Source organism: Limosilactobacillus reuteri subsp. reuteri, assembly GCF_000016825.1.
Lineage (GTDB): Bacteria > Bacillota > Bacilli > Lactobacillales > Lactobacillaceae > Limosilactobacillus > Limosilactobacillus reuteri.
Map to the genome: position 1 here is coordinate 1,832,050 of NC_009513.1, position 22,641 is coordinate 1,854,690.

Genomic DNA, 22,641 nt, shown 5'->3' on the forward strand with positions numbered 1-22,641 from the left:
GAGGAGGATTCTCATGGCTAACCAACGCTTACTTCCAATAAAGAATGGCTATAATTTTCGTGATCTTGGAGGTTATCCCACAGCAGATGGGCATCAAATCAAATGGCATCGGCTTATTCGTACAGGCTCACTTGCTCGTTTAGATCAAACTGATCTCACTGTTTTAGATAATATTCCTATTTCTCTAGATATCGACCTCCGCGCTCCCGATGAAGTAAAGAAAGACCCTGATCGAGTGCCTTCCCAAGCAAAGTATTATCATTTACCTGTTTTTGAAGCCGATGAAACAGATGCCTCGCATAGTGATGAAGAAATCGCCGCGCAGATGCAACAGCCAGGAAACGGTTATCACCATATGATTGATGTTTATCACCGAATGACCACGGCTGCTTCAGCCAAGCAAGCTTACCAGAAATTATTTAATCTCTTATTGAATAATGAACATGGTGCCTTGTTATTTCATTGTACTGCTGGTAAAGATCGGACAGGGATGGCTGCTTATCTTATCCTCAGTGCCCTCGGGGTTGAGCAAAAGATTATTATGGAAGATTACCTGCTAACGAATACTGTTACTCAAGAGTTTCGTAATCACTGGTTGCAAGACATGCGTAATCACGGCGCTAGCGAGGCACTAGTGACAAACCGGGCAGCCCTTGCCTCAGTAGCTCCTGATTACCTAAATACAGCAATCAAAAGCATTACCCAAAATTACGGAAACGTTAATCAATATCTTAATAATTACCTTGATATTACGCCTACCGAAATAAAAGATTTACGAAAATTGTATTTAGATTAGGCTCGATTATAATATGTCTTATAAGGAGGAATTTTTATGCAAATCTCAGTACCATTAATTAATGGGATGTTAGCAGATGAATATGGTAAATATGCGCCAGCAGCTGATATGCTAGCTGACCATCCAATCAAGTCATTTCCAATTAAAATTACCGACGCACCAGCAGATACAAAGACATTTGCACTCGTCTTTATTGATTATGACTCAACACCTGTCTGTGGTTTTACTTGGATCCACTGGTTAGCCGCCAACATTCCAGCAACGTTAACAGATATCCCTGCAAATGCTAGTCGAGAATTAGCAGACAAATTTGTTCAAGGAAATAATAGCAATGCCGGCTCGTTGGTTAATGGAAACCCATTGATTACTAGTGGTTATGTGGGTCCACAACCTCCCGACAAAATTCACGATTATACTTTAATGGTGTTTGCGTTAGACGATACTCTACCCTTAAAAAATAAATACTGGCTTAATGACTTCATCCACGCAGCCAAGGGTCATATTCTAGCAAAAGCACAAATTGATTTGCCAAGTCGTGCATGAGGAGGAACTTATAATGGAAACAAGAATTTTCTTTAATCCAGGCGATTCAGTCGCTAATATTCATGACTATAATGAAGCTGTTCGGAAGGGACAAATTTTTAAACAAGCACGTCATAATGACGAACTTGTCATCGCTAAAGATCCTAACGATAAAGAATACGCAATTTTTTACGCTAAGGATGCCTTACCAGCTGAACACGAAAAATCAAAGCCCTACGAAATTAAAAATCGTCTTTAAAATAGAAAATGAGGTTGGAAAAATAATCCAGCCTCTTTACTAGTTTAAAGTATAACCTGCCAAAACGCAGTAGCTGGCTGGATTCTGAACGTTGATAAATCAACGTCCAGAACACCTAGCCATCCTTGCGGGGGTGGGACTAAAAACTCGCAAGCGAGTTTAGTCCCACTCCCATTTTCTATTTCGATAAAAATCTTAACGACCACCAACAATTTTGGCTGTCGCATTTTCAAGCCGTTCAATTAATGAATCAGCATCGTTCTTAAAGTCATCAACAAATGAGCTTGATTGTGGTTGAATGCGTCCTACTTCATCACCCATAATATCCGTAACGACTAGGTCATCCCCATCCCACTTCACATCATCGTAATGACCTTCAAGGGCTTCATCAAAAAATGCTTGGAGTATATCCCGAACAGCATTTTGAATAACAGCCTTTTCGTCAACTTGCTCACCACGTACTTGATGTTGAGCCAGCTGCATTGCTACTTCTTCCATATTTTCTGGAATTTCAACGCTCATTATGGATTCCTCCTCTAAAAAAATTAATGGCGACGTAATTTCCGCCGAGCCTTTTTACTAAACTTGATTCCTTGAAGGGACTTCTTTTTCCGCTTTAATTGTGAATCAACTTGGTTATCACTACGCTTAGCCACTTGTTGCTTTTGTTGCATTTCGCGCTGACGCTTGAGCAGACGCTTACGTTCATATTCACCCCATGGATTCAATAGGCCACGCATAAAGTCAGCAACTTCCTGCTTATGGTCATCCATCCACGCTTCGGCCACATCTACATCATCAGTATCGATACCATTACTATTGATGAATGATAAAACTAATTGGGTTTCCCGCTCATCACGATTTAATGAGGCAAGCATGTCTTCTGATGGTTGCATATTAGCAATTGCCTTTAAGCCCAACTTGTATTGATCCATGTTGATATAATCATTTTGCTTCAAGTATTCAAACAAGGCCTGCGCGCTCGGTACGATGTTGTGAATCTGCTTAATTGAAATATGTGGATCTAATGGCATCATCATGCCTAATACGCGTTGCAAGTTGCTGAAAGTCCATTGACCTGGATATTCATTACATTCTTGAACCATTAATTCCAAGAACTCTTGCACAACATAGTTCAACTCAACATCATCTAATTCAAGATTATTGAATTGGGAAGCCGACTTAATAGCTTGTTGCACGTTTGCTAATAAATCCTTGAACTTCTCCGGTGTCCATGTAATTTCTTTTTTAGCAGGACTTGCTTGAACCGGGGTTGCTTCTGCTTCGTCATTTTCCGCATCCCCATGTAATTGTGCCCATGTCTTATGTGCTTTCCGACACTCGTTCATCTTTGCCCGTTGTTCTTCCATTGCTTTTACAACTTCCGCAAGATTTTCAACTTTCAAAAATTCTTGATAAGCTCGCAAAACTGGAACAACCGCAATTCCAAATTGATTAGTTAGTGCTGGATCAGCGATGAATTCCCCGACCATGACCGCTTTTACTGCTTCTGGTGTCCAAGTAGTATCGGTCAAATGCTGATCATTTGCCATCTGGTTATTAAAACGCGTCAAAATATCCTGTGCATGCTTTTGCTGATTAGCAGATAACTGATGATAGTTGGACGAAGTAAGAAACTGGTCAATATGTTGTTCTTGTTCGTTCATTATCTATATATCCTCCGTCTCCAAATTGAATTTTCCTTTCTATCATATCATAATTATATCTAGTAAATATAACAAGATTGCTAATGTACAAGGAGAAACTATACCAATGCAACGAAAAAAGATCCAGGAAGCAATGAAAAATGTCTATTTTCAAAAAATGACTGCAAATGGCTATCATGAAATTGAAGAACAAATTGCAAAATTACAACAGCAAAGACCCGCAAAAATTGAACAATTAAAAGCAGCCCGTGCGCTTGGTGACTTATCTGAAAATACAGAATATAGTACTGCTAAGCGTGAATTACGTCACCTTGAGAGTAGGCTTCGGTACCTTAATAAACAACTTCAGTATGCTGAAATTGTGACCCCCAAGAATGATCACACTATTGATTTAGGGACAACCGTGACAATTGAATTTGAAGATGACCATGAACAAGAAACTTATCATATTGTGGGAAAGCAGGAAGCTGATCTTGCCAAACAAAAAATCTCCTTTGATTCTCCCCTTGGTCAAGCCATTCTTCACCAAACAGCTGGGACCACTGTAACCGTTGAAGCGCCGCAATCTTCATATAAAGTTAAAATTGTTAAAGTTGAATTATAGTGTTGATAAGTCATTCGATGTTCCGTAATCGGCTAAAGGAAATTTTTAAATTTATTATTTTCAACGATAGGGTTAATTTCCCGCCCTTTAATTAATCTAAGCGACTGATTAAATAAACTTTTGGGTATTGCATCCCTGATTTTGACTCGGTATACTATTAAACGTTGCTTTTTTTGCATCCACAATATCTTGTGTTACTAGCCGGCAGTAACCACAAAATTGCACAACATATAGTAGAGGGAGTTATATTAATGATTAGCGATTATTTTAAATTTCTTGCCCACCAATTAAAGGGCTGGCCACAACAAAATTATTACCTATTCTTTTTCAGTCTTGGATGCCAGGTAATGACTTTAGTTAGTGCTCCAATAACGTGGGTAACTGTCATTACATTTATTGGAACCACGCTTGGGGTACTTTGCGTTTTAGCAATTAATGCTGCTAAGTCGGTAAATGGTTTCTTAGGTATTTTATCAGCATTATGTTTCATCATTGCTGGTTTTAGTGCTAAAAATTATTTAAGTATTGCCGAACAAATCGCCTATGTTATTACCCTCGATTTACCAGTATTACTTTCCGCAAACTGGAATGTTAACATGGCATCAAAGATCCGTAAATTCAATGCTCGTTCATGGACGGTTGCCATCATTGCAACAATTATTGTCTATTTCGTTTCTGGTTATTTAATCGGTCATCTTACTGACGATCCACGACCATGGATTGATGCAATCAGCTTTTCCATCAGTCTGTCCGCTGGTGTTATTTGCTTCTTACGTTTTAACAACCAATATTTCTGGTGGCTTGCATCTGGTCTTGCGCAACTAGTACTCTGGTTTGTTTCTTACAAGCAAGGATCTGCCACTTTAGCAATGGCCGTTAACAGCTCAATTTACCTTATTAATGATGTTCTCGCCTTTACCATTTCACCATGGTACAACGAACGTGAACGTCAACGTCTCAGTAAGGAAGAAGCAGCCTATGCCAAAGAATTGGGCTTAGAATAAATCTAAAAACAGGACTGTGACATAAGTTAAGTTACTTTCATAAAAAGCAAATACGCAGTACAACAATGGCCTCTAACGTCCGGTAACACCGAACGTTAGAGGCCTATTGTTGCTTGCGGGGGCTCCCAGAGGCTAGCTTCGCGTCGAAAAACGAAGTCACGAGTGACTTCTGTCTCGCTCCCTGTTTTTGTGTTTAATATTGTTTATTGTATTCATAAACTAATTCTGGTTCACGACCAGTACGATGATAAGCATTTAATGCATCTATCTGTGCCATTTCTTGGGCGTTAAGTTCAAAATCGTAAATATCAGCGTTTTGGGCAATTCGCTCTTCATGAACTGACTTGGGAATAAAAGAAACACCATTCTGGAAATGCCACCGCAGTATAATTTGCGCGATGGATTTATTATGAGCAGCAGCAATATCTTTTAATACTGGTTCATTGAGAACTGCTCCTCGCCCTAATGGACTCCAGGCTTGCGTTACTATTTGATGTTGACGATTAAATTCTAATAGTGGTTTTTGTGTTAATAGCGGATGCAACTCAATTTGATCAACAACCGGCATTTCATTTGCTTGGGTTGCTAAATATTGAAGATGAATCATTTGGTAGTTGCTTACACCAATTGACCTAGTAAGTCCTTCTTTTTTCATTTCTTCAAAAGCTCGCCAGGTATCAAAAAATGATCGTTCAATTGGCCAGTGAACAAGTAACAAATCAACGTAATCCATTTGTAATTTATGTAAGGATTCTTTGACAGATTCAATGGCCGTATCGTAACCTTGATTTTCTTCTGCCACTTTAGTTGTTACAAAAATATTATCGCGTGGAATGGCCAATTGCTTAAAAGCCATCCCCACTTCTTGCTCATTTCCGTATAACTGAGCCGTATCAAAAAGCCGGTACCCATCTTCGTATGCCTTTTTGACTGCTTGATTCATTGTCGCTTGGCCATCTACCTTATAAAGGCCAAAACCTTCTTGAGGCATTTCGTTTCCATCGGCAAGGGTTAATAGGTTGTCCTTAATATCCATTAAAAATCACGTCCTTTCCTTATCTTTAATCAGTAACTGAGGATTGTCAATATCGAAATTTTCCTTTCTGAACAAACTAATGTATGATGAGTTTAAATCTATTTACGGGGAAACAATTATGGCTAAAATATTTATCGTTGAAGATAATCCTGATATTATTCATTCCACAACTCAAGAATTAAATAAATGGCAACACGATGTCATCACAGTTAACAACTGGCAAAACATTGCAAATGAAATTCTTGCTACAAACCCAGATCTGGTCTTATTTGATATTACCCTTCCAACGTTCGATGGCTTTTATTGGATTCAAGAGGTTCGCAAACATAGTCAAGTGCCGATTATAGTTATTTCTGCAGCTGAAATTGATACCAATGTCATGCATGCAGTGGCCGCGGGTGCAGATGATTATATTATGAAGCCATTTGCGATGACAGTGCTTTTAGCTAAAATTCAAGCTTTGTTACGGCGAAATAAGCAGACGGCTGATGCAGAAGAAATAATGTGGGATCATAATTCATTCAATCCCCTTACTAATATTCTTACAAACGAAAACGGTACTGCCCAGCTCACTCCAACTGAAGGCTCTATGCTCCAAGTTTTACTCAGTCACCGTAATAAAACCGTTTCTAAGGAGCAATTACTTCAATGGTTATGGCAAGGTGGCAAATACCTTAATGAGAACACCCTTAACGTTAATATTAGTCGGTTAAGAACTAAGCTAAGCACAATTGGTTTACGGCAATGTATTCACACAGAACGTGGCCTTGGCTATCGATTGGTGGAAAACAATGAATAAACGTTATTTCAAATTATTCTGGCGCTCAATCCTTTTTCCTACTATTGGATATCTTTTTCTCTTAGGGCTGATTGGGCTTTTAGTAATCTTATATAATCTCCCAACTGTTTTTTGGGGCGATGTGATTCGCTTTTCTCTTCCCTTTTTTATAGTGTGGCTTATCGGTAGTGGTGCAATTAAATATTATCGATTGCGCCATTTAAATATTTCTCAGCTCGATAAATTCACTCCTACCAATATGACTGAGGGAAAACTTGTTGAACTATTGCAAGATGAACAAGCAAAAAACATTGACACAATCCGTCAGTTACAAGCAACTCAACACGAACAGCTTGACCACCTTGAATTATTTACTCATGAAATTAAAAACTATTTAACAAGTCTTAATGCCGCGGCAGAAAATTCACCAACTGTCGCAAGTCCAGAAGTAAAAAAGAATATCCACCAAGCTAACTATTATCTCAATTTGTTGTTAAATGACGAACGACTAGCAATTAATAATCATGATTACGATTTTCAATGGATTGATATTGCCAACTTAATCAATAATATTTTGCAACAAAATTCTGCGGCCTTCATTCATAAACAATTGATTCCAGAATTAACCGGCTTGGACGGAATTAAGGTTCTCACTGATCGTAAATGGTTGCTGTTCTGCATTGAACAACTACTTTCAAATGCAATTAAATACTCAGCTCCTAATAGTACAATCAATATTTCCTGGGAAATGAATTCTTTGCGGATCGCTGACCATGGATGCGGTATCTCAATGAATGATCTTCCGCGAATCTTTGATAATGGTTTTACCGGGAAAAACGGGCACCAAACAACTGCTGCTACTGGGATGGGACTGTACCTTGTTAAAAAAGTCACTGAGCACTTAAATTTCAAGGTTAGCATCTCATCAGTTCAATCTAAGGGAACAACAGCTATTCTATCTTTCTTACCAGATAATATCAGATCATCAAACTAATTCTTACAAAACTGTAAGGTTCTGTACACTTCCGTAAGTAGGAAGTTGCACAGAACCTTTTTATAATTAAGACATAATCAAAATTAGTTCTCTACCAGAAAGGAAAATTACTATGACATTATTAAACCTTCAACACGTTCAACGCGTCTATAATCCTAACTCCGCTAATCCAGTAATGGCCTTAAAAGATATTACCTTTAAAGTTGAAGAGGGGGAGTATGTTGCAATTATGGGAGAATCTGGTGCTGGTAAAAGTACCTTATTAAATATAATTGCAACCTTAGAACAAGCAACCAACGGACAGGCAATCCTTAATGGTCAAGATCTCCGGCAGCTTTCCAAAGACGATGCAGCTCGTTATCGGCGGGAACACCTCGGCTTTGTTTTCCAGCATTTCAACTTACTTGATAGTCTCTCAAATCGCGACAACGTCTACTTACCACTTGTTCTAGCAAAAGCTCCGGTAGCAACAATGGAAGAACGGATCAAGCCCTTAATTGATCGCTTACGTATTAATAAAATTATTGATCGTTTTCCCAGTGAAATTTCTGGAGGCCAGCAACAGCGAATTGCGATTGCACGGGCGTTAATTACCCACCCAGACCTCCTTCTCGCAGACGAACCTACTGGAGCTTTAGATTCAAACACCAGTAACGAAATTCTTGAACTCTTTGATGAAGTTAATGCTAACGGTCAAACAATTATTATGGTTACGCACAGTGCCGCTGCTGCTAGTCATGCTAAACGCACACTCTTCATTAAGGATGGTCGAATCTATCATGAACTCTATCGTGGTGACCTTTCACTTAAAGACTACCAACAACAAATTAGTCAGACAATGATGACCTTAACGAATGGCGGTGAATAATGATGCTCTTTTTCAAACTGATTAATTCAAGTTTTAAGCGTAATCTTAAAGCTTACATCCCTTACCTCATATCAATGACAATGCTAGTCGCCATTAACTATATTTTTAAGGCAGTTGAAATTAATCGCAGCCTTAAAGATTTACCAAGCGCGGCAGTTACTAAAGCATTAATGCAAACAGGGTCAACTTTTATTATCCTGGTAACACTTGCGTTTATGATCTACGTCAATCGTTTCTTATGGCAACAGCGTCAACAAGAAATGGGCCTTTATAGTATGCTGGGGATGACGAGACGTAACTTACAAGTGCTAACAGTCATTGAAAAGTGCTATCTTTTAGTAATTAGCCTTTTTCTCGGGACTTTATTTGGGATTATTTTTGATCGACTCGCTTTTCTTGGCTTTGCTCATCTCTTGCAAATCGATCATTTATCTCAACCTTGGATTGAATGGGGCGCGGTGATAAATACAATCGTCATCATTGGCGGCTTTTTCTTAATTTTAATGGTCATTGATCTGATCAAACTATTCCGGCTAAATCCAAACGAATTATGGCATCCCCAACAAACTAAAATCGCGCGTCATGGTAAGTTCTTTACTTTTGCCGGTCTTTTGGGTGTTGCAGTCCTTGCCTACGCCTATTATCTTACAATTACAGTTAAACCGCGGATGTCTGCTTTAACAACATTCATGACTGCGGTCTTCTTAGTTGTGATTGGAACGTACCTCATTTTTATTGCTGGTAGCATTATTGTCCTTAAACTCCTGCAAAAAAATAAAGGATATTACTATCGCCCTCGCCACTTTATCGCGGTTTCCGGAATGTTACAACGGATGGAACAAAATGGCGCTAGTCTTGCAACGATTTGTTTACTCTGTAGCTCTGTCCTTGTAATTTTATTTACATCTTTAACTATGTATGCCGGCATTAATGATACGGTCAATTCTTATGCCCCACGCGACCTTACAATTATCACCTCGCAGAAACTTACTGCACAACAAGAATCGACCATCAATTCTGTTGCCAAAAAACACCATGCTCAACTTAATAAGCCTGTTACCTTTACAACGAGCGCTCCGCAATACGGCTACTGGGAAAATAATCATTTCATCAACCAGGGTGATTTACAGGATATGACTAATCAAACTACCAATACGGTCATTACCATGTCGACAGCAACTTATAATCGGATTGCGGATAAACATGTTAAATTAGCAGCAAATAAGGCTTTGATTTATTCCCCTGCTAAAGAACATCGTGGTACTTTACAGATTGGTTCGCAAAAATACCAAGCTACTCCTATCCATGACTTTAACTACTACTTTAATCCAAGTCACGCTATTTATTCACCAATTTTTATAATCACAAATAAACTTCCGGCAAACACTACCACAATTAACTTCACAGGAATTAATTATCGCTTAAACGGCAGTAAGAAAGCTCATCTTAACTTTGAAAATGATCTTCAAGCCCAGCTTCACTTGCCAAACCAAGCATATTCTTCCCGGACAAACCTTCGTAGTCAATTGACCAGTCTCTATGGCGGAATCGTCTTTTTAGGAATTCTCATTAGCTTTGCCCTAGGAATCACGACAACTGTTGTAATTTACTTTAAACAAATTACTGAGGGTTATGAAGATCAATATCGCTTTAAGACTATGCAGCAAGTTGGTTTAAGTGAGAAAGAAACAACCAAGAGTATTCATAGTCAAGTATTGATGGTCTTCATGTTGCCAGTAGTTGGTGCAATAATTAATCTTTGCTTTGCGATTCCTGCAATTCGACAAATTCTAATTCAATTTAATTTCTATAATGTTCGATTGATGGCGATAATAGCCGTATCAATCACTCTTGTCCTCCTATGCCTTTACTTTGCTATTTATGGACTTACTACCAGAATGTACCGAAAAATCGTTGCACAAGGTTAAATACTATAAATTGACATTTCTTATTTTAACGGTTACACTTTAATTACTATAAATAAGTACGGCCGATAAATGAGGAGATGTCGTTCATGATTCTTATTAACACCACCATCATAGAAAAACTTACAAGCTGTTGCTAAACTACTCACGACAGATTAGACTGCCCTTATTTAGGCGTGATTAATCTATGTTATTGTTTAGTGACAGTTTTTAGTTTGATTTAAATTATATCGAGGTGATTTCATGACGGCCGATCCATTAAGAATAGGAATTCTTAACTTAATGCATGACAAAGTAGATACTCAACTGCGATTTACAAAAGTACTTTCTGAGGGACCCTACAATGTTGATGTACAATACTTTTACCCTCAAACACACTATACTTCTCGCCCTGTCCCTGACCTTGTTCAAAAGATTTCCCAACCTTTAGATTTAAAACAAGTTGCCACAATGGATGCTTTTATTATCACCGGCGCCCCAATCGAACAACTTACATTTGAAGAAATTACGTATCTTGATGAGATTCATCAACTGATTGACGTATTAGTTGCCAATAATATTCCGCAACTTTACGTGTGCTGGGGAGCGATGGCGGCGGCTAACTACCTTTATGATATTCCCAAATTTCAATTACCTGAAAAAATTTTTGGAGTCTTCCACAATTATTTGCGCGCGCAAGACCCCCTCTTAAAAGGATTACCTGATGGGTTTCTTGCTCCCCATGCTCGTTATGCCGAACTCGATATTGACAAGATTATGGAAGATTCACGATTAGTTATTAATGCTGTGACCAAAAATAACTTCTTATTCTCGTTCCGCGCTCGAGAAAAGAACCAATACTTTCTTTTCTCCCATCTTGAATACGGAAAGGATGCCCTTTTAAAGGAATACTTACGAGAACGGAATGCTAATCCCGGCGTTGAGTATATTAAGCCGCAAAACTACTTTCGCGATCCGCTTCATATGAAAGATCCCGAATTCAGCTGGGAAACTACCCAACGAGTGTTCTTTGATAATTGGCTTCATTCAGTTGCGGACCACATAGCTACACAACAATTTGTAAAGGAGTAATTAATATGACGAAAATCACAAATTCAATCGTAAATTTAATCGGTAACACTCCGATTGTTAAGTTAAATCGCGTTGTTCCTGAAGATGCAGCAGACGTCTATGTAAAACTTGAATTCTTTAATCCTGGTGGTTCAATTAAGGATCGGATTGCCCTTGCCATGATTGAAGAAGCTGAAAAAGCTGGTAAATTACAAGCAGGTGGCACCATTGTCGAACCAACCTCTGGAAACACTGGGGTTGGTTTAGCAATGGTTGCCGCTGCCAAGGGATACCATCTTGTCATCACCATGCCAGAAACAATGAGTGTTGAACGCCGGAAACTCATGCAAGGTTATGGAGCCGAACTTATTCTTACTCCCGGTGCCGACGGAATGAAGGGTGCAATTGCAAAAGCAGAAGAACTCGTTAAAGAAAAAGGCTACTTTATGCCAATGCAATTTGACAATCCAGCAAATCCAGCAATTCACGAAAAAACTACAGGAAAAGAAATTCTTGACGCATTTGGCGATGATATTCCTGACGCATTTGTTGCTGGGGTTGGTACTGGAGGAACACTTACTGGGGTTGGTCATGCATTGAAAAAAGCTAATCCTAATGTTCAGGTTTATGCTCTTGAACCAGCAGAATCTCCAGTATTAAAAGAAGGAAAAGGTGGCAAGCACAAAATTCAAGGGATCAGTGCTGGCTTTATCCCGAAAGTTCTTGATAATGATGTTTATGACGGAATCCTCGAAGTTAAGAGTGATGACGCAATTGCGATGGCACGTGAAGTCGGTCATCAAGAAGGAATTCTTGTTGGTATCTCAGCTGGTGCTAATATCAAAGGTGCGATTGAAGTTGCCAAAAAGCTTGGTAAGGGTAAGCAAGTTATTACTGTTGCTCCTGATGGCGGTGACCGTTACCTTTCAACAGAATTATTTAATTACTAAAAATTAAAAAGGAAAGAGACTAAGATATTTTTAATCTCTTTCCTTTTTTCTATTGACCGCGACCTTACGTCATTAGCTACACTTAATAATTTGATGACTTCTGATCAATGTAATGTTTCACTACAGTGTAATAAGCACTGTTATATTGAAGAATATTATTAATGAAAAATGACCAAGAGCACATAAAATTCTGCTTCTTGGTCATTTTTCGATTCTTTATAAAATTGGTGAAAGTAAGCGAGAAAAGTATTGCTTGAATTTCCGCCACTTTGATTGATTAGCAAAATACTCAGGAGTAAGTAAAGTACTCTTTTTCATATCATTTTCAAAGTCTTTCTTTAACTGCGCTGTTAGTTTTTCATTGTACGCAAATGCATTGACTTCAAAATTAAGTCTAAAACTACGGTAATCCATATTTGCCGAACCAACAGAAGCAATGTTGCTCCCACTAACCATCGTCTTTGAATGAATAAAGCCATTATCGTACTTGTAAACTTTTACCCCATTGTTCACTAAGTATTTAGCATAATATTCCGTTGCCCGATAAACAAATGGATGATCAGGCATGCATGGGATCATAATTCGGACGTCAATTCCACTTCTTGCGGCAATTACTAATGCTTCCAGCACTGAATCTTCTGGAATAAGGTATGGTGATTGAATATAAACATATTTTCGCGCTGAGCTAATAATTGATTCATATCCCCGTCGAATCGAATAATTTTCATTATCCGGTCCAGAAGATACGATTTGCATTGGAACCTCATCTGGATCGCCATCTGGTGCAACCAGTTCAAAATTCTTAAATTCTTTTTCAAGGTCAATTTTCTTTTTATGAGTTTTCCGACAAGTTGTATTCCAGTCCATCGCAAACCGCACCGTCATCATCATCGTTGCTTGTCCGACGACACGAAGATGGGTATCACGCCAATAACCAAACTTCGGATCTTCGCCAAGGTATTGATCACCGATATTGAATCCACCAATATAACCAATCTTGCCATCGATAATAGCTAGTTTACGGTGAAGATGGTAGTTTAACCGTGGCGTTTGAAAATAAGCTTTGGCAGCGGCAATAAATGCTTGCGCTTCTCCACCCAACTCTTCTAAATGCTTAAAAAATTTGAAAGTAGTTCCATGAGACCCACTTAAGTCATAGAGAACGCGGACTTTTACTCCTCGGGCAGCTGCATCTTCTAAGGCTGCCAACACCCGCTTCCCTAGATTATCAGCATAAAAGGAATAGTATTCAATATATACATGATCAGTTGCATGATTTATATCATCAATTAACTTATCAAACTTCTTTTTCCCATCAATAAATACGTGAACTTTATTATTAAAGGTTACTACTGAATCATTCAAACTCAAAAAAAGGTTAACCAACTGGCGATCGCGTGACAACCGGCTCCCTTTTGGCATTAACTCATGCTCTTCACTTAGCTTTCGTTGCTTTTCAAGATATTTGGTCCGTAATTGTTTTTGCTCATCTTGAATACTAAATATCTCATCATGGGATAATTGTCGTCCCACAAAAAGATATAGGATAAATCCAACTACTGGCAAAATAGTTAAGACTAATAGCCAAGCCCAAGTTGATGCAATATCCCGACGACTACGAAAAACGGTCCATACTGCAAAAGCAATGTTAATTAACCATAGGACTTCAATAATGCGGCGAACAACATCCCATGTCCAAACAATATCCATAATTTAATAATCTCCCTAGTAGTATTACTGATTCATTATAGCCATTATTTGCTTACTTTTCAGCAGGTTCAGAGATTATTTTCGATAAAAACGACGAAGGGCAAAAGATAAGCCGATCGCTAAAAGTCCGTACACTGCACCTACATAGCCAAGCATCGTTAAATTAGCAAAGTTAACAGTCGTCGAAGCAGTGAAGGATCCAAGTGAAATTCCAACATTAGCGAAAATCGAAATTAATGATGTTGCTAAAGCTAATGACTGCGGATATTCTTTTTCTGCCACACTAATAAATACCAGTTGGATAGTTGTTCCATATATAATTACAACGACACAAAGAGCTGCTAGAACAAGCATTCCTGTAATCTTATTTCCTAATGCAATCCCAAGAACAAGACTTAAGATTGTCATGAGAATAAAGACAATCGGCAGTTTCTGAACCCCATTGTGACTCGCAACGATTCCAGCAATTTCGTTACCAATAATACTCATTACCCCTAAAAGAAGCAGCAACCAATTTAGACTAGTTAAGCTAAAGCCCATCACAGTAGTAATTAGCGGCCGAACATAAGTATAGAAAGTATACTGGAGGCTTAAAACAGCCACCGTGATTCCAATTCCTAATAAAACACGGTGATCTTTTAATAACGCTAACTGTTCTAAAATGCTCCCTTTAACTTGAGGTGTATCACGAGGAGTAAGCCAGGCTAACAACGCAAACACAATTAATGTTAATCCCGAAATGATCCAAAAACTATCATGCCAGGAAAGTAACGTTGCGATGGTTGTACCAAGAGGAACCCCAATGACCGACGCAATACTAAAACCTGCGCCGACCCACGCTAGAACCATTGGCCGCTTGTCCATTGGGGTAATTATACTAACTAGCAAGTTAATTAATGAAATAATGGTTCCAGCAACAGCGGCAGTAATAATTCGCGCAAATAGGAGCCAGCCAAGTGTTGGTGCCATCGCAGTTAAAGTATTACCAATAAAAAAGACGGTCATTAATAGCATAAGAAGCTTATAGCGATTCCAATTGCTAGTTAAGGTAGTAATAATTGGCGTACTAATCGCATAGACTCCTGCAAAAGCTGTCACCAAAAAACCAACTGTGGAAAGTGGAACATGATAACTCCGTGCAATATCTGATAAAACGCCCACAACCATAAACTCATTACATCCCAGCATAAATGCAACAAGAATAAAAGTGAACGATCGCAATTTAGCGTGCTTCACAATAAACCTCCTTTTTAAAACAAAAAATTTTCTGGAAAAAGTCAATCCAGAAAATTATAAACGTTTAACAATTAATTTCCAATAGTTTTGAACTATTTAGCTTAATAAAGTTGTGATTGATAAGCAGCAAAGGTTTTATCATCAAAGCAAACCATCGTTACTTGATCAACACAATTGGCAGTAGGGAGAAAATCTTTAATTGTTTTAATCGCAATTTTTGCTGCCCTTTCAAGCGGGAAAGCATATACCCCTGTACTGATTGAAGTAAAGGCAACCGTCCGACATAAATGTTTATCAGCCAACAGCAAACTATTGTGATAAGAATTGGCTAACAATTGATCTTCACCATTATCACCACCATGCCAAATTGGTCCAGGCGTGTGAATAATGAATTTGGCTGGCAAGTTAAAACCGCCAGTTATCCGTGCTTCTCCAGTTGGACATCCATGAAATTTTTCACAGGCACCATATAACGCTGGGCCAGCTGCTCGATGAATCGCACCATCTACACCTCCGCCACCCATTAAAGTTGTATTAGCGGCATTAACGATTGCATCAACTTTTATTTTGGTAATATCTCCTTTGATTGCGCTAATTACTGACAATAAAATCAACCCTTTCGCTTTTTAAACTGTGGATATAGCCAGACAGTGCAAGTTAAACATAATGCTACCAATATATTTCCTGTTAATGCACCACAGATATATCCAATTCCATTGTCATTTATTGGAACATTGATTGGAAATGTTAACCTTACTTCTAATAATGTTATTATCAGCCACGTTATCCAAAATCCAGGCTTATTTTTTATTTTAGACCAATCAGCATAACTGACTAATATTATAAGACTAGAAACAATAATAAAAGAAATAATCGTAAATAGCGGTTTTGGTAAGTAATTACTTAAAAAAGGTAAAATTGGTTTTAATACTATAACTACAGCGCCAATAATATTCAAAAAATAACAAAGAACAAAAATTTTATCTACTCGTTTATTCATAGTGTGCTCTTCTTTATAGTTATTTATCATCTCATGATCCTCCCGTAATAAATCATCCAAACTAACATGGTAGAGATCACTTATTTGAACCAACATAAAAATATCAGGATAACTCCGACCATTTTCCCAACTAGAAATTGTTTTACGCGAGATCAATAATCGTTCTGCGACATCCTGCTGAGTCCATTCTTTTTGACGACGATATAATTTCATTTTATCGGCAAATTTCAATAAGTTCTCCTACCTTCAATTAAATTTATTTCCCGGGAAATTAACTATGCTTAAACTTTACCGAAGAAGACGATATTTGTCACGCTAAGAATCATAGCAAACAAAAAGGCTGGAGAAACTTCCAACCTTCTGTAAATCTTAAATTACCAAATATGAACCCGATCTTCTGGCGCCCGGTACATTTCATTCCCAGGCTTAATGTCAAATGCTGTGTAGAAGTCATCGAGATTTTCTGCTTGAATATTAGCACGTAATTTTTGCGGTGCATGAACATCAATTGAAAGCAGTAATTGCATGTACTGTTCCGTTGCCTTCATTCGCCAAATAGTTGCCCAGTTAATAAAGAATTCTTGGGCATTGAAGTCCGCTTCAGTTTTTGCTGCTTCAAGTGCACAACTGAGGCCTCCTGCATCGGCAATATTTTCAGAAACCGTGAGCTTCCCGTTTACCTTTTGACCAGCAAATGGGATCCCATCAAATTCTTCAATCATCTTTTGAGCTAATTGCTTAAAGTGTGCAGAATCTTCATCTGTCCACCAGTTATTAAGATTTCCAAACTCATCAAATAATGACCCGTTGTTGTCAAAGGCGTGAGAAATTTCATGGGCGATTACTGCGCCAATTCCACCATAATTTTGGCTGCTGCTTTGTTTCAACGAGTAGAACGGTGCCTGTAGGATTGCCGCTGGGAATACAATGATATTCTTAAATGGGTGGTAGTAAGCATTGACTGTGGCCGCACTCATTTCCCACCGCATCCGATCAACAGGTTTATTCCAACGACTGAATAATTCTTTATTAGCCGTCACTGTTAATTGATTTAAGTTTGCAATCAAAGATTCCTCTTCATCAACCTTAAATTGATCATAAAGAGCAGGAATCTTATCTGGATACCCAACTTGAATGCCCAGTTTATCAAGCTTGAGGATAGCCTTATCACGGGTATCCTTACTAAGCCATTGATTATTGGTCAAGCGTCCCTTATAGACTTTAATCATTTGCTCAACCATATGGTGCACGTCTGCCTTGGCTTGCGGTCCAAAGTACTTCTTCCCATAATAATCCCCAGCTACTTGGCTAAACATGTCACGTGCTAGATAGAACGCAAATTTACGCTGACTAACTGGTTTCTTGCTTCCAGAAAGTGCTCGACCATAACGTCCATTGATTTCACGCATTTCATCATCAAGGTAACTAGCATTTTCGCGAATAACACGAATTAATGCCCAGTTTTTAAAGAGCTCAAAGTTACCTTGTAAGATCTTATTCAGGGCCTTAAAATATTCTGGTTCTGTCACAATTACCTTTTCCGGTTCTTCCCCAACTAACTGCTTAATTATTGCCGCAATATCAAGTTGGTCAGTCGCACTGGCTAGTTCTGCAACCGTTTGTGGATTATACATCTTACTATAATCAGCCGCTTCTTCAGCACTCTTTACATTTGGCGCAAGAAGGGCATCGAATTTGATTGCATCATCAATAATCTTTTTTGCTTCTTCTTTGCTATACCCCAGCTTATCCATCAAGGCTTCCACCATTGAAGACCACAATTGGAGTAATTGATCGTGCTGAGCCTTCTTTTCTGCTTCATAGTAGCTCTTATCAGGCAAAATAAGCGATGGTGATGAGGCAAATAAAGCATAAACAGTCGCATTCTTCATATCAGCGTCAATATCAAAACTAATCGGTGAAGGCATCCCTGCTAAAATCCAGTTCTTCCATTGAGATTGGTAATCTTCATATGAATTAAGATTTTCTACACTTGCTAACATCCGTTTAAGCGGTTGCGGGCCAACCTTCTTACGCCAATCAAACTTTTTAGCGAGGCGATATAGCTTAATCATCTCATTAAACCGCGAATCATCAGACTTTTCCTTCCCCGTTGCATAGGCATCAAAGTCATACATCAGCTGCTTGTCAATCTCATCAACGAGGTCATTGAAGCCCCCAGTAGCTGGCTTATCATCAGGAATCTTCGCCGTCTTTAGCCATTCCCCGTTTACTGCTTCGTATAAGTCGTCTTTAATTAATTCGTTATTCACTGCCATGTGCAGGGCCTCCTTAAAAGGTTACATTACTTACTATTATACTATGCCTACTATAAATTCACGTAAATTTGCTTCAATCTAAAAAAGGACTTAATAAAGTTTTCCGGGCACTTTCTGAAAACCATGAGTCATGTTGCATCATTAATTGATTTACTTCCTGGTAACTGCTTAAGTCAACCTTGCCCTTAATCAATCCAGCAATTTGGAGCTGCCGAGCAAATTGAACATCTGCGGACTGGAGAACATTGCGAAAGATCGGCTGCTCATCTGGATCCCACCGTTTATTAAGAAGACCAATTGCTCGCTCATATTCCTTGCTATGGGTAAGTACCTTTTGCATGGCTTGTGGATTTAAAATTGTCGTCATCAATTATCCCCTCATTTCTAATACTCTTCCCGGTGGCTCTTTTACTGATAATTGATTAGCCTTTGTCATCATTAGCCAATAAACATTTTGATAATGATAATTATTGATTCGTTCCTCTCCCCACCCATCAGTAATAATGATAATTATGCGATTTCGTTTAGTTAGGTGGTGCAGATGGAGATAGTCAAAAACACATTGAAAACTTGTACCCCCGCCACCAGTTCGTCTAAAATCAAGTTTTTTACCATCATGTAGTTTTTGCTTGGCAGTCACCCGGGCATCAAACGAGTAAACGTTAGCTGTCAGTTTCGTTTTCTTAAGCATCTTTTCAAGCGTCGTTAGTGTTTGAACGATTTCTTGATCGGTGACTGATCCGGAATTATCAACAAAAATGTCAACAGCCGGATCCAATCTCGTAACTTTGCCAGGCAAATCCATTCGCAATGGTTGCCGGCGATTAAAGCGAGCATGCGAATTAACTTGTCCTCGTGCAATCAACCCAAACTGATGCCTAAGAACCTGCCGCCAATCAACTATTTTGGTTTGGTGCGCTTTTTGCAACTGTGCTTTTACATTTCCTGGTAATAAACCGCGATCTCGTTGCGGGGTTTGCTTCCAAGAACGATTCAAAATCCGCTTAATATTCGCTAAGCGTACGACCTGATTGCTGACCTGTTGACTTGTCTTAGGTTCCTGCCAGCCGTTATGAGTATCGGCTGTTTTAACCTCATCTGCCGTTGCATTTTCCTTTTGTTTGCTGCCATTCAAATTAAGGCCTGGCTGATGTAGTTTTTCTTGTTGTTCAGCAGGCAGCTGTTCTAATATATTGAGATAATCCTGCGAATCTAATTTTGGCATTAGCTTTTGACGAAGAACCTTTTCCAATTGGCTAAGGGTTACTGTTCCCTGGGGTGACTCAGTTAAATACTGGTTTACCGCTACATCGGTTGCAATCTGGACTAAATCTTGATGAGGATAAGAAGCATAACGTAATGGATGCATCCAGATAAGGTGAAGGGCTTCATGTTCTAATAAGCTTTGAAGTTCATCATTACGAACGTGCACTAACTTTTCTGGATTAATAACCAGTACAAGGTGATTGTCTTCCCACCTCAATCCCATCATTGCGGGTAACTGTAAATCATTCTCTCGTGGAAGTTGTAATAACACTTCTCCGAAAAGGCGCTGTTTTTGAAGGATGCTAATAATTGCCTTCCTAATCTGTTGTGCGGACGTTACATGATTATCGCTTCCGTCATTTTGATGTAACCGTGCCAGGAAGTCACCTAAACTCATCGATTATCACCACGCGTCGCAACCTCCGCAAAATATTGATAAAGTTGCGCTACAGAGCCTTGGGGATGTTTGATGGCTTGTTCATACATTGCTTGCAAGAGGTCAATGAAATCTTCACCAACTGTTTGAACAATCGCATACTGACCATCCTCACTAACTAATTGGAGATACTTAATAAATAGAGCTGCCTCTTCTTCAGATGCCAACTTAGGACTGAGCCATGACCGTAATACTTGAATTTTGGTTGCTTCATCAGCATTTTCAAACTGCTCCTTGCCATTTTTAGCATCTTTCAAGATCGCTACTGTAAGCTCTTGACCCTGTGCAAGGACAAACTGAGCAAAGGCCACCCCTACTTCGTCACCTAAGTCACCACTAAATATATCTGCAGCAAGTTCTTTTTGCATTTTCTGATCTAACGCCTGTAATTGATCAAGATTGCGGGAAACTCTTTCCCAAGCACGTGGCGTGGGAGCCAAATCTTCATTGTTCGGATCAATAACTAATAATTGTTCAGGGTATTGCGTAAGATAGGCGGAAACAAGGTCATTAATTCCAGCGGTCTTGGCCCATTTTAACCATTCAGCCGTCGAACTCGTCATTACTAAACGAACTGTCCGATCTTTAATTGCAGCATCCCCAGTCGCAACACCATATTCACGATCGGTAAAACCTGTCATCGTAGAATCGGGATTCTCCGCAATAATGATCCGCACTGTGGAAGGCAACCGCAAAGAATTAATCTTTCGTTGAAGGACAAGGTTCATTAGTTCACTTTGAACAGCTTGCGTTCCGCGATTAAATTCATCTAAAAACCAAATAATTGATTGATTAGGATGGGCTTCGGCATACTTAATAATGCTGACCAAAGTTTCAGAGTAACCAAATTTCACATTTGCAAGGCGACCGTAATTTTTCGTTTCAACAAAGGATTCGCTGGTCAAGGGAGGAACCGGAATTGCAAGGTCTCCTTTTTCACTTAAGCTGACAACCGTAGTAAATAATGCCGCATTCAGATTAGCAGCAATTTCACGAACTAAAGCAGATTTACCGATGCCCGCATCCCCGACAATATTCGGAACATTACCCGCATCAAGAACAACAGGAACTGCCGTTAATAGTTGTTGATAAGTTAGCGCCATTATTTACCCCTTCCAGCCATGACATTCCAGATCCATGTCTTGTTTTTTCACGTTTGATACATAGGGATTGCCTTTTACATAAAAGCGGCGTGGACTTAACCCGTCCTTTCCCTTTAAATTAACTCCAATCCGCGCAGAAATAGCTATTTCTCCAGGAATTTTATAATTATGTAAATCAACCGTTAGTGGACTTGTTTCCATTGGCTGCCCGTCTAAGTCTCGTGAATGAATTCCAAGAGCTTGTACTAATTTACCGGGACCGTTAGTAATATTTACCCCTGACATGTGCCGATTTTCGATCATTTTATCGATGTTTAGCGCCGGTTCTATTCCGCGAAGTAAAATTCCTTGAGGTTCTTCTGCATCCTGAACCACAATATCAAAACAATAATGTCCACGGATTTGGTATAGGTAGATATTCCCGGGCATCCCATACAAAGATTCCGAGTAGCCAGTGCGTCGTCCGTTAAAAGCATGCGATGCAGAATCTTTTTCTCCTAAATATGCTTCTGTTTCAACAATATAACCACCAATGATTCCACTTTTAGTTTGGTATTTTACTAGTTTCCCTAAAAGATCCTTCGCAATTTCGACTGTGGGCCGTCCAGTAAAAAATTGTTGATATTTTGTTAGCATATTTATTTTCCTCCTAAAAAGAACTATCCTAAACATAACACTAATTAAAGGAGATTGGCATGATGGAACTAAAAATTGAACGAATCTATACTAAACCTGTTGATTTAGATGGTTATCGTATCCTCGTTGACCGCATTTGGCCACGCGGGATTTCAAAAGAAAATGCACATCTTGATAAGTGGCTCAAAGAAGTCGGACCCAGTACTGAGCTTCGGAAATGGTTTGGTCATGATGTGGCTCGCTATCCAGAATTCAAAGAACGTTATCTAGCAGAATTAACCAACAATCCTGTTTACTATAATTCATTAAAGGCAATTGTCCAAAGTCAGTTGCCAAGCCAAAACGTTATTCTCCTTTACGGGGCAAAAGATGAAGAACATAATCAAGCAGTTATTCTTGCTGACAAGCTTCGAAAAGATTTACAACTAATATAAATCAATAATTTTGTATTTTTTAGGAATAATTTGTTTTATAATAAAATATGAGGATTTTATTCATAATTCTCTATTACCCATTGTTTCA

24 protein-coding genes are annotated in these 22,641 nt (G+C 38.8%); 12 read left to right on the top strand and 12 right to left on the bottom strand.

The window, feature by feature from the left end; translation table 11 throughout:
• Positions 1-13 precede the first annotated feature (13 nt).
• The 3 genes from LREU_RS09260 to LREU_RS09270 are packed head-to-tail and all read left to right on the top strand — an operon-like array spanning position 14 to position 1,577.
• On the top strand, positions 14-796 hold the full coding sequence (locus tag LREU_RS09260; protein WP_003669244.1) for a tyrosine-protein phosphatase: 783 nt from the start codon (positions 14-16) through the stop codon (positions 794-796).
• 36 nt (positions 797-832) lie between these two features.
• On the top strand, positions 833-1,339 hold the full coding sequence (locus tag LREU_RS09265) for a YbhB/YbcL family Raf kinase inhibitor-like protein (RefSeq protein WP_003669245.1): 507 nt from the start codon (positions 833-835) through the stop codon (positions 1,337-1,339).
• Between the two features lie 13 nt (positions 1,340-1,352).
• The gene (locus LREU_RS09270) at positions 1,353-1,577 is read left to right on the top strand and encodes a hypothetical protein (protein ID WP_003664967.1); all 225 of its coding nucleotides are present in this window, start codon (positions 1,353-1,355) and stop codon (positions 1,575-1,577) included.
• A gap of 195 nt (positions 1,578-1,772) precedes the next feature.
• Here the strand turns inward: LREU_RS09270 and LREU_RS09275 are convergent, their stop codons facing one another.
• On the bottom strand, positions 1,773-2,099 hold the full coding sequence (locus LREU_RS09275; protein WP_003669248.1) for a hypothetical protein: 327 nt from the start codon (positions 2,097-2,099) through the stop codon (positions 1,773-1,775).
• Between the two features lie 23 nt (positions 2,100-2,122).
• On the bottom strand, positions 2,123-3,244 hold the full coding sequence (locus LREU_RS09280) for a hypothetical protein (protein ID WP_003669249.1): 1,122 nt from the start codon (positions 3,242-3,244) through the stop codon (positions 2,123-2,125).
• A gap of 106 nt (positions 3,245-3,350) precedes the next feature.
• Here LREU_RS09280 and greA point away from each other — a divergent pair, with 106 nt between their 5' ends.
• Complete coding sequence (gene greA / locus LREU_RS09285; RefSeq protein ID WP_011953583.1) at positions 3,351-3,848, top strand: transcription elongation factor GreA; 498 nt, start codon at positions 3,351-3,353, stop codon at positions 3,846-3,848.
• Between the two features lie 251 nt (positions 3,849-4,099).
• Positions 4,100-4,852 (top strand): nicotinamide riboside transporter PnuC, encoded by a 753-nt coding sequence (gene pnuC, locus LREU_RS09290; RefSeq protein ID WP_011953584.1) that lies wholly within the window; start codon positions 4,100-4,102, stop codon positions 4,850-4,852.
• A 193-nt stretch (positions 4,853-5,045) separates the two neighbouring features.
• On the opposite strand, the gene LREU_RS09295 is transcribed toward pnuC, so the two are convergent.
• Entirely contained in the window at positions 5,046-5,888 is an 843-nt protein-coding gene (locus tag LREU_RS09295; RefSeq protein WP_003669253.1) for an aldo/keto reductase, read from the bottom strand.
• Between the two features lie 79 nt (positions 5,889-5,967).
• Here LREU_RS09295 and LREU_RS09300 point away from each other — a divergent pair, with 79 nt between their 5' ends.
• The 6 genes from LREU_RS09300 to cysK all read left to right on the top strand — a co-directional run bounded on the left by LREU_RS09300 (position 5,968) and on the right by cysK (position 12,453).
• Entirely contained in the window at positions 5,968-6,687 is a 720-nt protein-coding gene (locus LREU_RS09300; protein WP_003669254.1) for a response regulator transcription factor, read from the top strand.
• On the top strand, positions 6,680-7,660 hold the full coding sequence (locus LREU_RS09305; RefSeq protein WP_003669255.1) for a sensor histidine kinase: 981 nt from the start codon (positions 6,680-6,682) through the stop codon (positions 7,658-7,660). Before LREU_RS09300 ends, LREU_RS09305 begins: the two co-directional genes overlap by 8 nt.
• 112 nt (positions 7,661-7,772) lie before the next feature.
• Entirely contained in the window at positions 7,773-8,528 is a 756-nt protein-coding gene (locus LREU_RS09310; protein WP_003669256.1) for an ABC transporter ATP-binding protein, read from the top strand.
• Complete coding sequence (locus LREU_RS09315) at positions 8,528-10,456, top strand: ABC transporter permease (RefSeq protein ID WP_003669258.1); 1,929 nt, start codon at positions 8,528-8,530, stop codon at positions 10,454-10,456. The genes LREU_RS09310 and LREU_RS09315 overlap by 1 nt, the downstream gene beginning before the upstream one ends.
• A 240-nt stretch (positions 10,457-10,696) precedes the next feature.
• The gene (locus LREU_RS09320) at positions 10,697-11,524 is read left to right on the top strand and encodes a homoserine O-acetyltransferase/O-succinyltransferase family protein (protein ID WP_003669259.1); all 828 of its coding nucleotides are present in this window, start codon (positions 10,697-10,699) and stop codon (positions 11,522-11,524) included.
• Between the two features lie 5 nt (positions 11,525-11,529).
• A complete protein-coding gene (gene cysK, locus LREU_RS09325; protein ID WP_003669261.1) occupies positions 11,530-12,453 on the top strand; it encodes a cysteine synthase A in 924 nt (307 codons plus the stop codon).
• Positions 12,454-12,669: 216 nt separating this feature from the next.
• On the opposite strand, the gene cls is transcribed toward cysK, so the two are convergent.
• From cls to LREU_RS09370, 9 genes are all read right to left on the bottom strand, one after another.
• Complete coding sequence (gene cls, locus LREU_RS09330; protein WP_003669264.1) at positions 12,670-14,163, bottom strand: cardiolipin synthase; 1,494 nt, start codon at positions 14,161-14,163, stop codon at positions 12,670-12,672.
• 75 nt (positions 14,164-14,238) lie between these two features.
• Entirely contained in the window at positions 14,239-15,399 is a 1,161-nt protein-coding gene (locus tag LREU_RS09335) for an MFS transporter (RefSeq protein ID WP_003669266.1), read from the bottom strand.
• Between the two features lie 101 nt (positions 15,400-15,500).
• The gene (locus tag LREU_RS09340) at positions 15,501-16,013 is read right to left on the bottom strand and encodes an O-acetyl-ADP-ribose deacetylase (protein WP_003669268.1); all 513 of its coding nucleotides are present in this window, start codon (positions 16,011-16,013) and stop codon (positions 15,501-15,503) included.
• A complete protein-coding gene (locus LREU_RS09345; protein WP_003669269.1) occupies positions 16,010-16,630 on the bottom strand; it encodes a helix-turn-helix domain-containing protein in 621 nt (206 codons plus the stop codon). The genes LREU_RS09340 and LREU_RS09345 overlap by 4 nt, the downstream gene beginning before the upstream one ends.
• Positions 16,631-16,773: 143 nt before the next feature.
• Positions 16,774-18,678, bottom strand: a complete 1,905-nt coding sequence (locus LREU_RS09350; protein WP_003669271.1) for a M13 family metallopeptidase — start codon at positions 18,676-18,678, stop codon at positions 16,774-16,776.
• Positions 18,679-18,751: 73 nt separating this feature from the next.
• Positions 18,752-19,045, bottom strand: coding sequence for a hypothetical protein (locus LREU_RS09355; protein WP_003669272.1), 294 nt, complete (start codon positions 19,043-19,045; stop codon positions 18,752-18,754).
• Between the two features lie 3 nt (positions 19,046-19,048).
• Positions 19,049-20,341 (bottom strand): vWA domain-containing protein, encoded by a 1,293-nt coding sequence (locus LREU_RS09360; RefSeq protein ID WP_003669273.1) that lies wholly within the window; start codon positions 20,339-20,341, stop codon positions 19,049-19,051.
• Positions 20,338-21,483, bottom strand: coding sequence for an AAA family ATPase (locus LREU_RS09365; RefSeq protein ID WP_003669274.1), 1,146 nt, complete (start codon positions 21,481-21,483; stop codon positions 20,338-20,340). The genes LREU_RS09360 and LREU_RS09365 overlap by 4 nt, the downstream gene beginning before the upstream one ends.
• 3 nt (positions 21,484-21,486) lie before the next feature.
• Positions 21,487-22,119: a DNA-3-methyladenine glycosylase gene (locus LREU_RS09370; RefSeq protein ID WP_011953588.1), complete on the bottom strand. Its 633-nt coding sequence runs from the start codon at positions 22,117-22,119 to the stop codon at positions 21,487-21,489.
• 62 nt (positions 22,120-22,181) lie between these two features.
• Here LREU_RS09370 and LREU_RS09375 point away from each other — a divergent pair, with 62 nt between their 5' ends.
• A complete protein-coding gene (locus tag LREU_RS09375; protein WP_003669276.1) occupies positions 22,182-22,553 on the top strand; it encodes a DUF488 domain-containing protein in 372 nt (123 codons plus the stop codon).
• The last annotated feature ends 88 nt before the right edge of the window (positions 22,554-22,641 follow it).

Bases quoted from the DNA above. Each gene is read 5' to 3' on its own strand.
- LREU_RS09260 (WP_003669244.1), top strand. From the start codon at position 14: ATGGCTAACCAACGCTTACTTCCAATAAAGAATGGCTATAATTTTCGT.
- LREU_RS09265 (WP_003669245.1), top strand. From the start codon at position 833: ATGCAAATCTCAGTACCATTAATTAATGGGATGTTAGCAGATGAATAT.
- LREU_RS09270 (WP_003664967.1), top strand. From the start codon at position 1,353: ATGGAAACAAGAATTTTCTTTAATCCAGGCGATTCAGTCGCTAATATT.
- LREU_RS09275 (WP_003669248.1), bottom strand. From the start codon at position 2,099: ATGAGCGTTGAAATTCCAGAAAATATGGAAGAAGTAGCAATGCAGCTG.
- LREU_RS09280 (WP_003669249.1), bottom strand. From the start codon at position 3,244: ATGAACGAACAAGAACAACATATTGACCAGTTTCTTACTTCGTCCAAC.
- greA (WP_011953583.1), top strand. From the start codon at position 3,351: ATGCAACGAAAAAAGATCCAGGAAGCAATGAAAAATGTCTATTTTCAA.
- pnuC (WP_011953584.1), top strand. From the start codon at position 4,100: ATGATTAGCGATTATTTTAAATTTCTTGCCCACCAATTAAAGGGCTGG.
- LREU_RS09295 (WP_003669253.1), bottom strand. From the start codon at position 5,888: ATGGATATTAAGGACAACCTATTAACCCTTGCCGATGGAAACGAAATG.
- LREU_RS09300 (WP_003669254.1), top strand. From the start codon at position 5,968: ATGTATGATGAGTTTAAATCTATTTACGGGGAAACAATTATGGCTAAA.
- LREU_RS09305 (WP_003669255.1), top strand. From the start codon at position 6,680: ATGAATAAACGTTATTTCAAATTATTCTGGCGCTCAATCCTTTTTCCT.
- LREU_RS09310 (WP_003669256.1), top strand. From the start codon at position 7,773: ATGACATTATTAAACCTTCAACACGTTCAACGCGTCTATAATCCTAAC.
- LREU_RS09315 (WP_003669258.1), top strand. From the start codon at position 8,528: ATGATGCTCTTTTTCAAACTGATTAATTCAAGTTTTAAGCGTAATCTT.
- LREU_RS09320 (WP_003669259.1), top strand. From the start codon at position 10,697: ATGACGGCCGATCCATTAAGAATAGGAATTCTTAACTTAATGCATGAC.
- cysK (WP_003669261.1), top strand. From the start codon at position 11,530: ATGACGAAAATCACAAATTCAATCGTAAATTTAATCGGTAACACTCCG.
- cls (WP_003669264.1), bottom strand. From the start codon at position 14,163: ATGGATATTGTTTGGACATGGGATGTTGTTCGCCGCATTATTGAAGTC.
- LREU_RS09350 (WP_003669271.1), bottom strand. From the start codon at position 18,678: ATGGCAGTGAATAACGAATTAATTAAAGACGACTTATACGAAGCAGTA.
- LREU_RS09355 (WP_003669272.1), bottom strand. From the start codon at position 19,045: ATGACGACAATTTTAAATCCACAAGCCATGCAAAAGGTACTTACCCAT.
- LREU_RS09360 (WP_003669273.1), bottom strand. From the start codon at position 20,341: ATGAGTTTAGGTGACTTCCTGGCACGGTTACATCAAAATGACGGAAGC.
- LREU_RS09365 (WP_003669274.1), bottom strand. From the start codon at position 21,483: ATGGCGCTAACTTATCAACAACTATTAACGGCAGTTCCTGTTGTTCTT.
- LREU_RS09370 (WP_011953588.1), bottom strand. From the start codon at position 22,119: ATGCTAACAAAATATCAACAATTTTTTACTGGACGGCCCACAGTCGAA.
- LREU_RS09375 (WP_003669276.1), top strand. From the start codon at position 22,182: ATGGAACTAAAAATTGAACGAATCTATACTAAACCTGTTGATTTAGAT.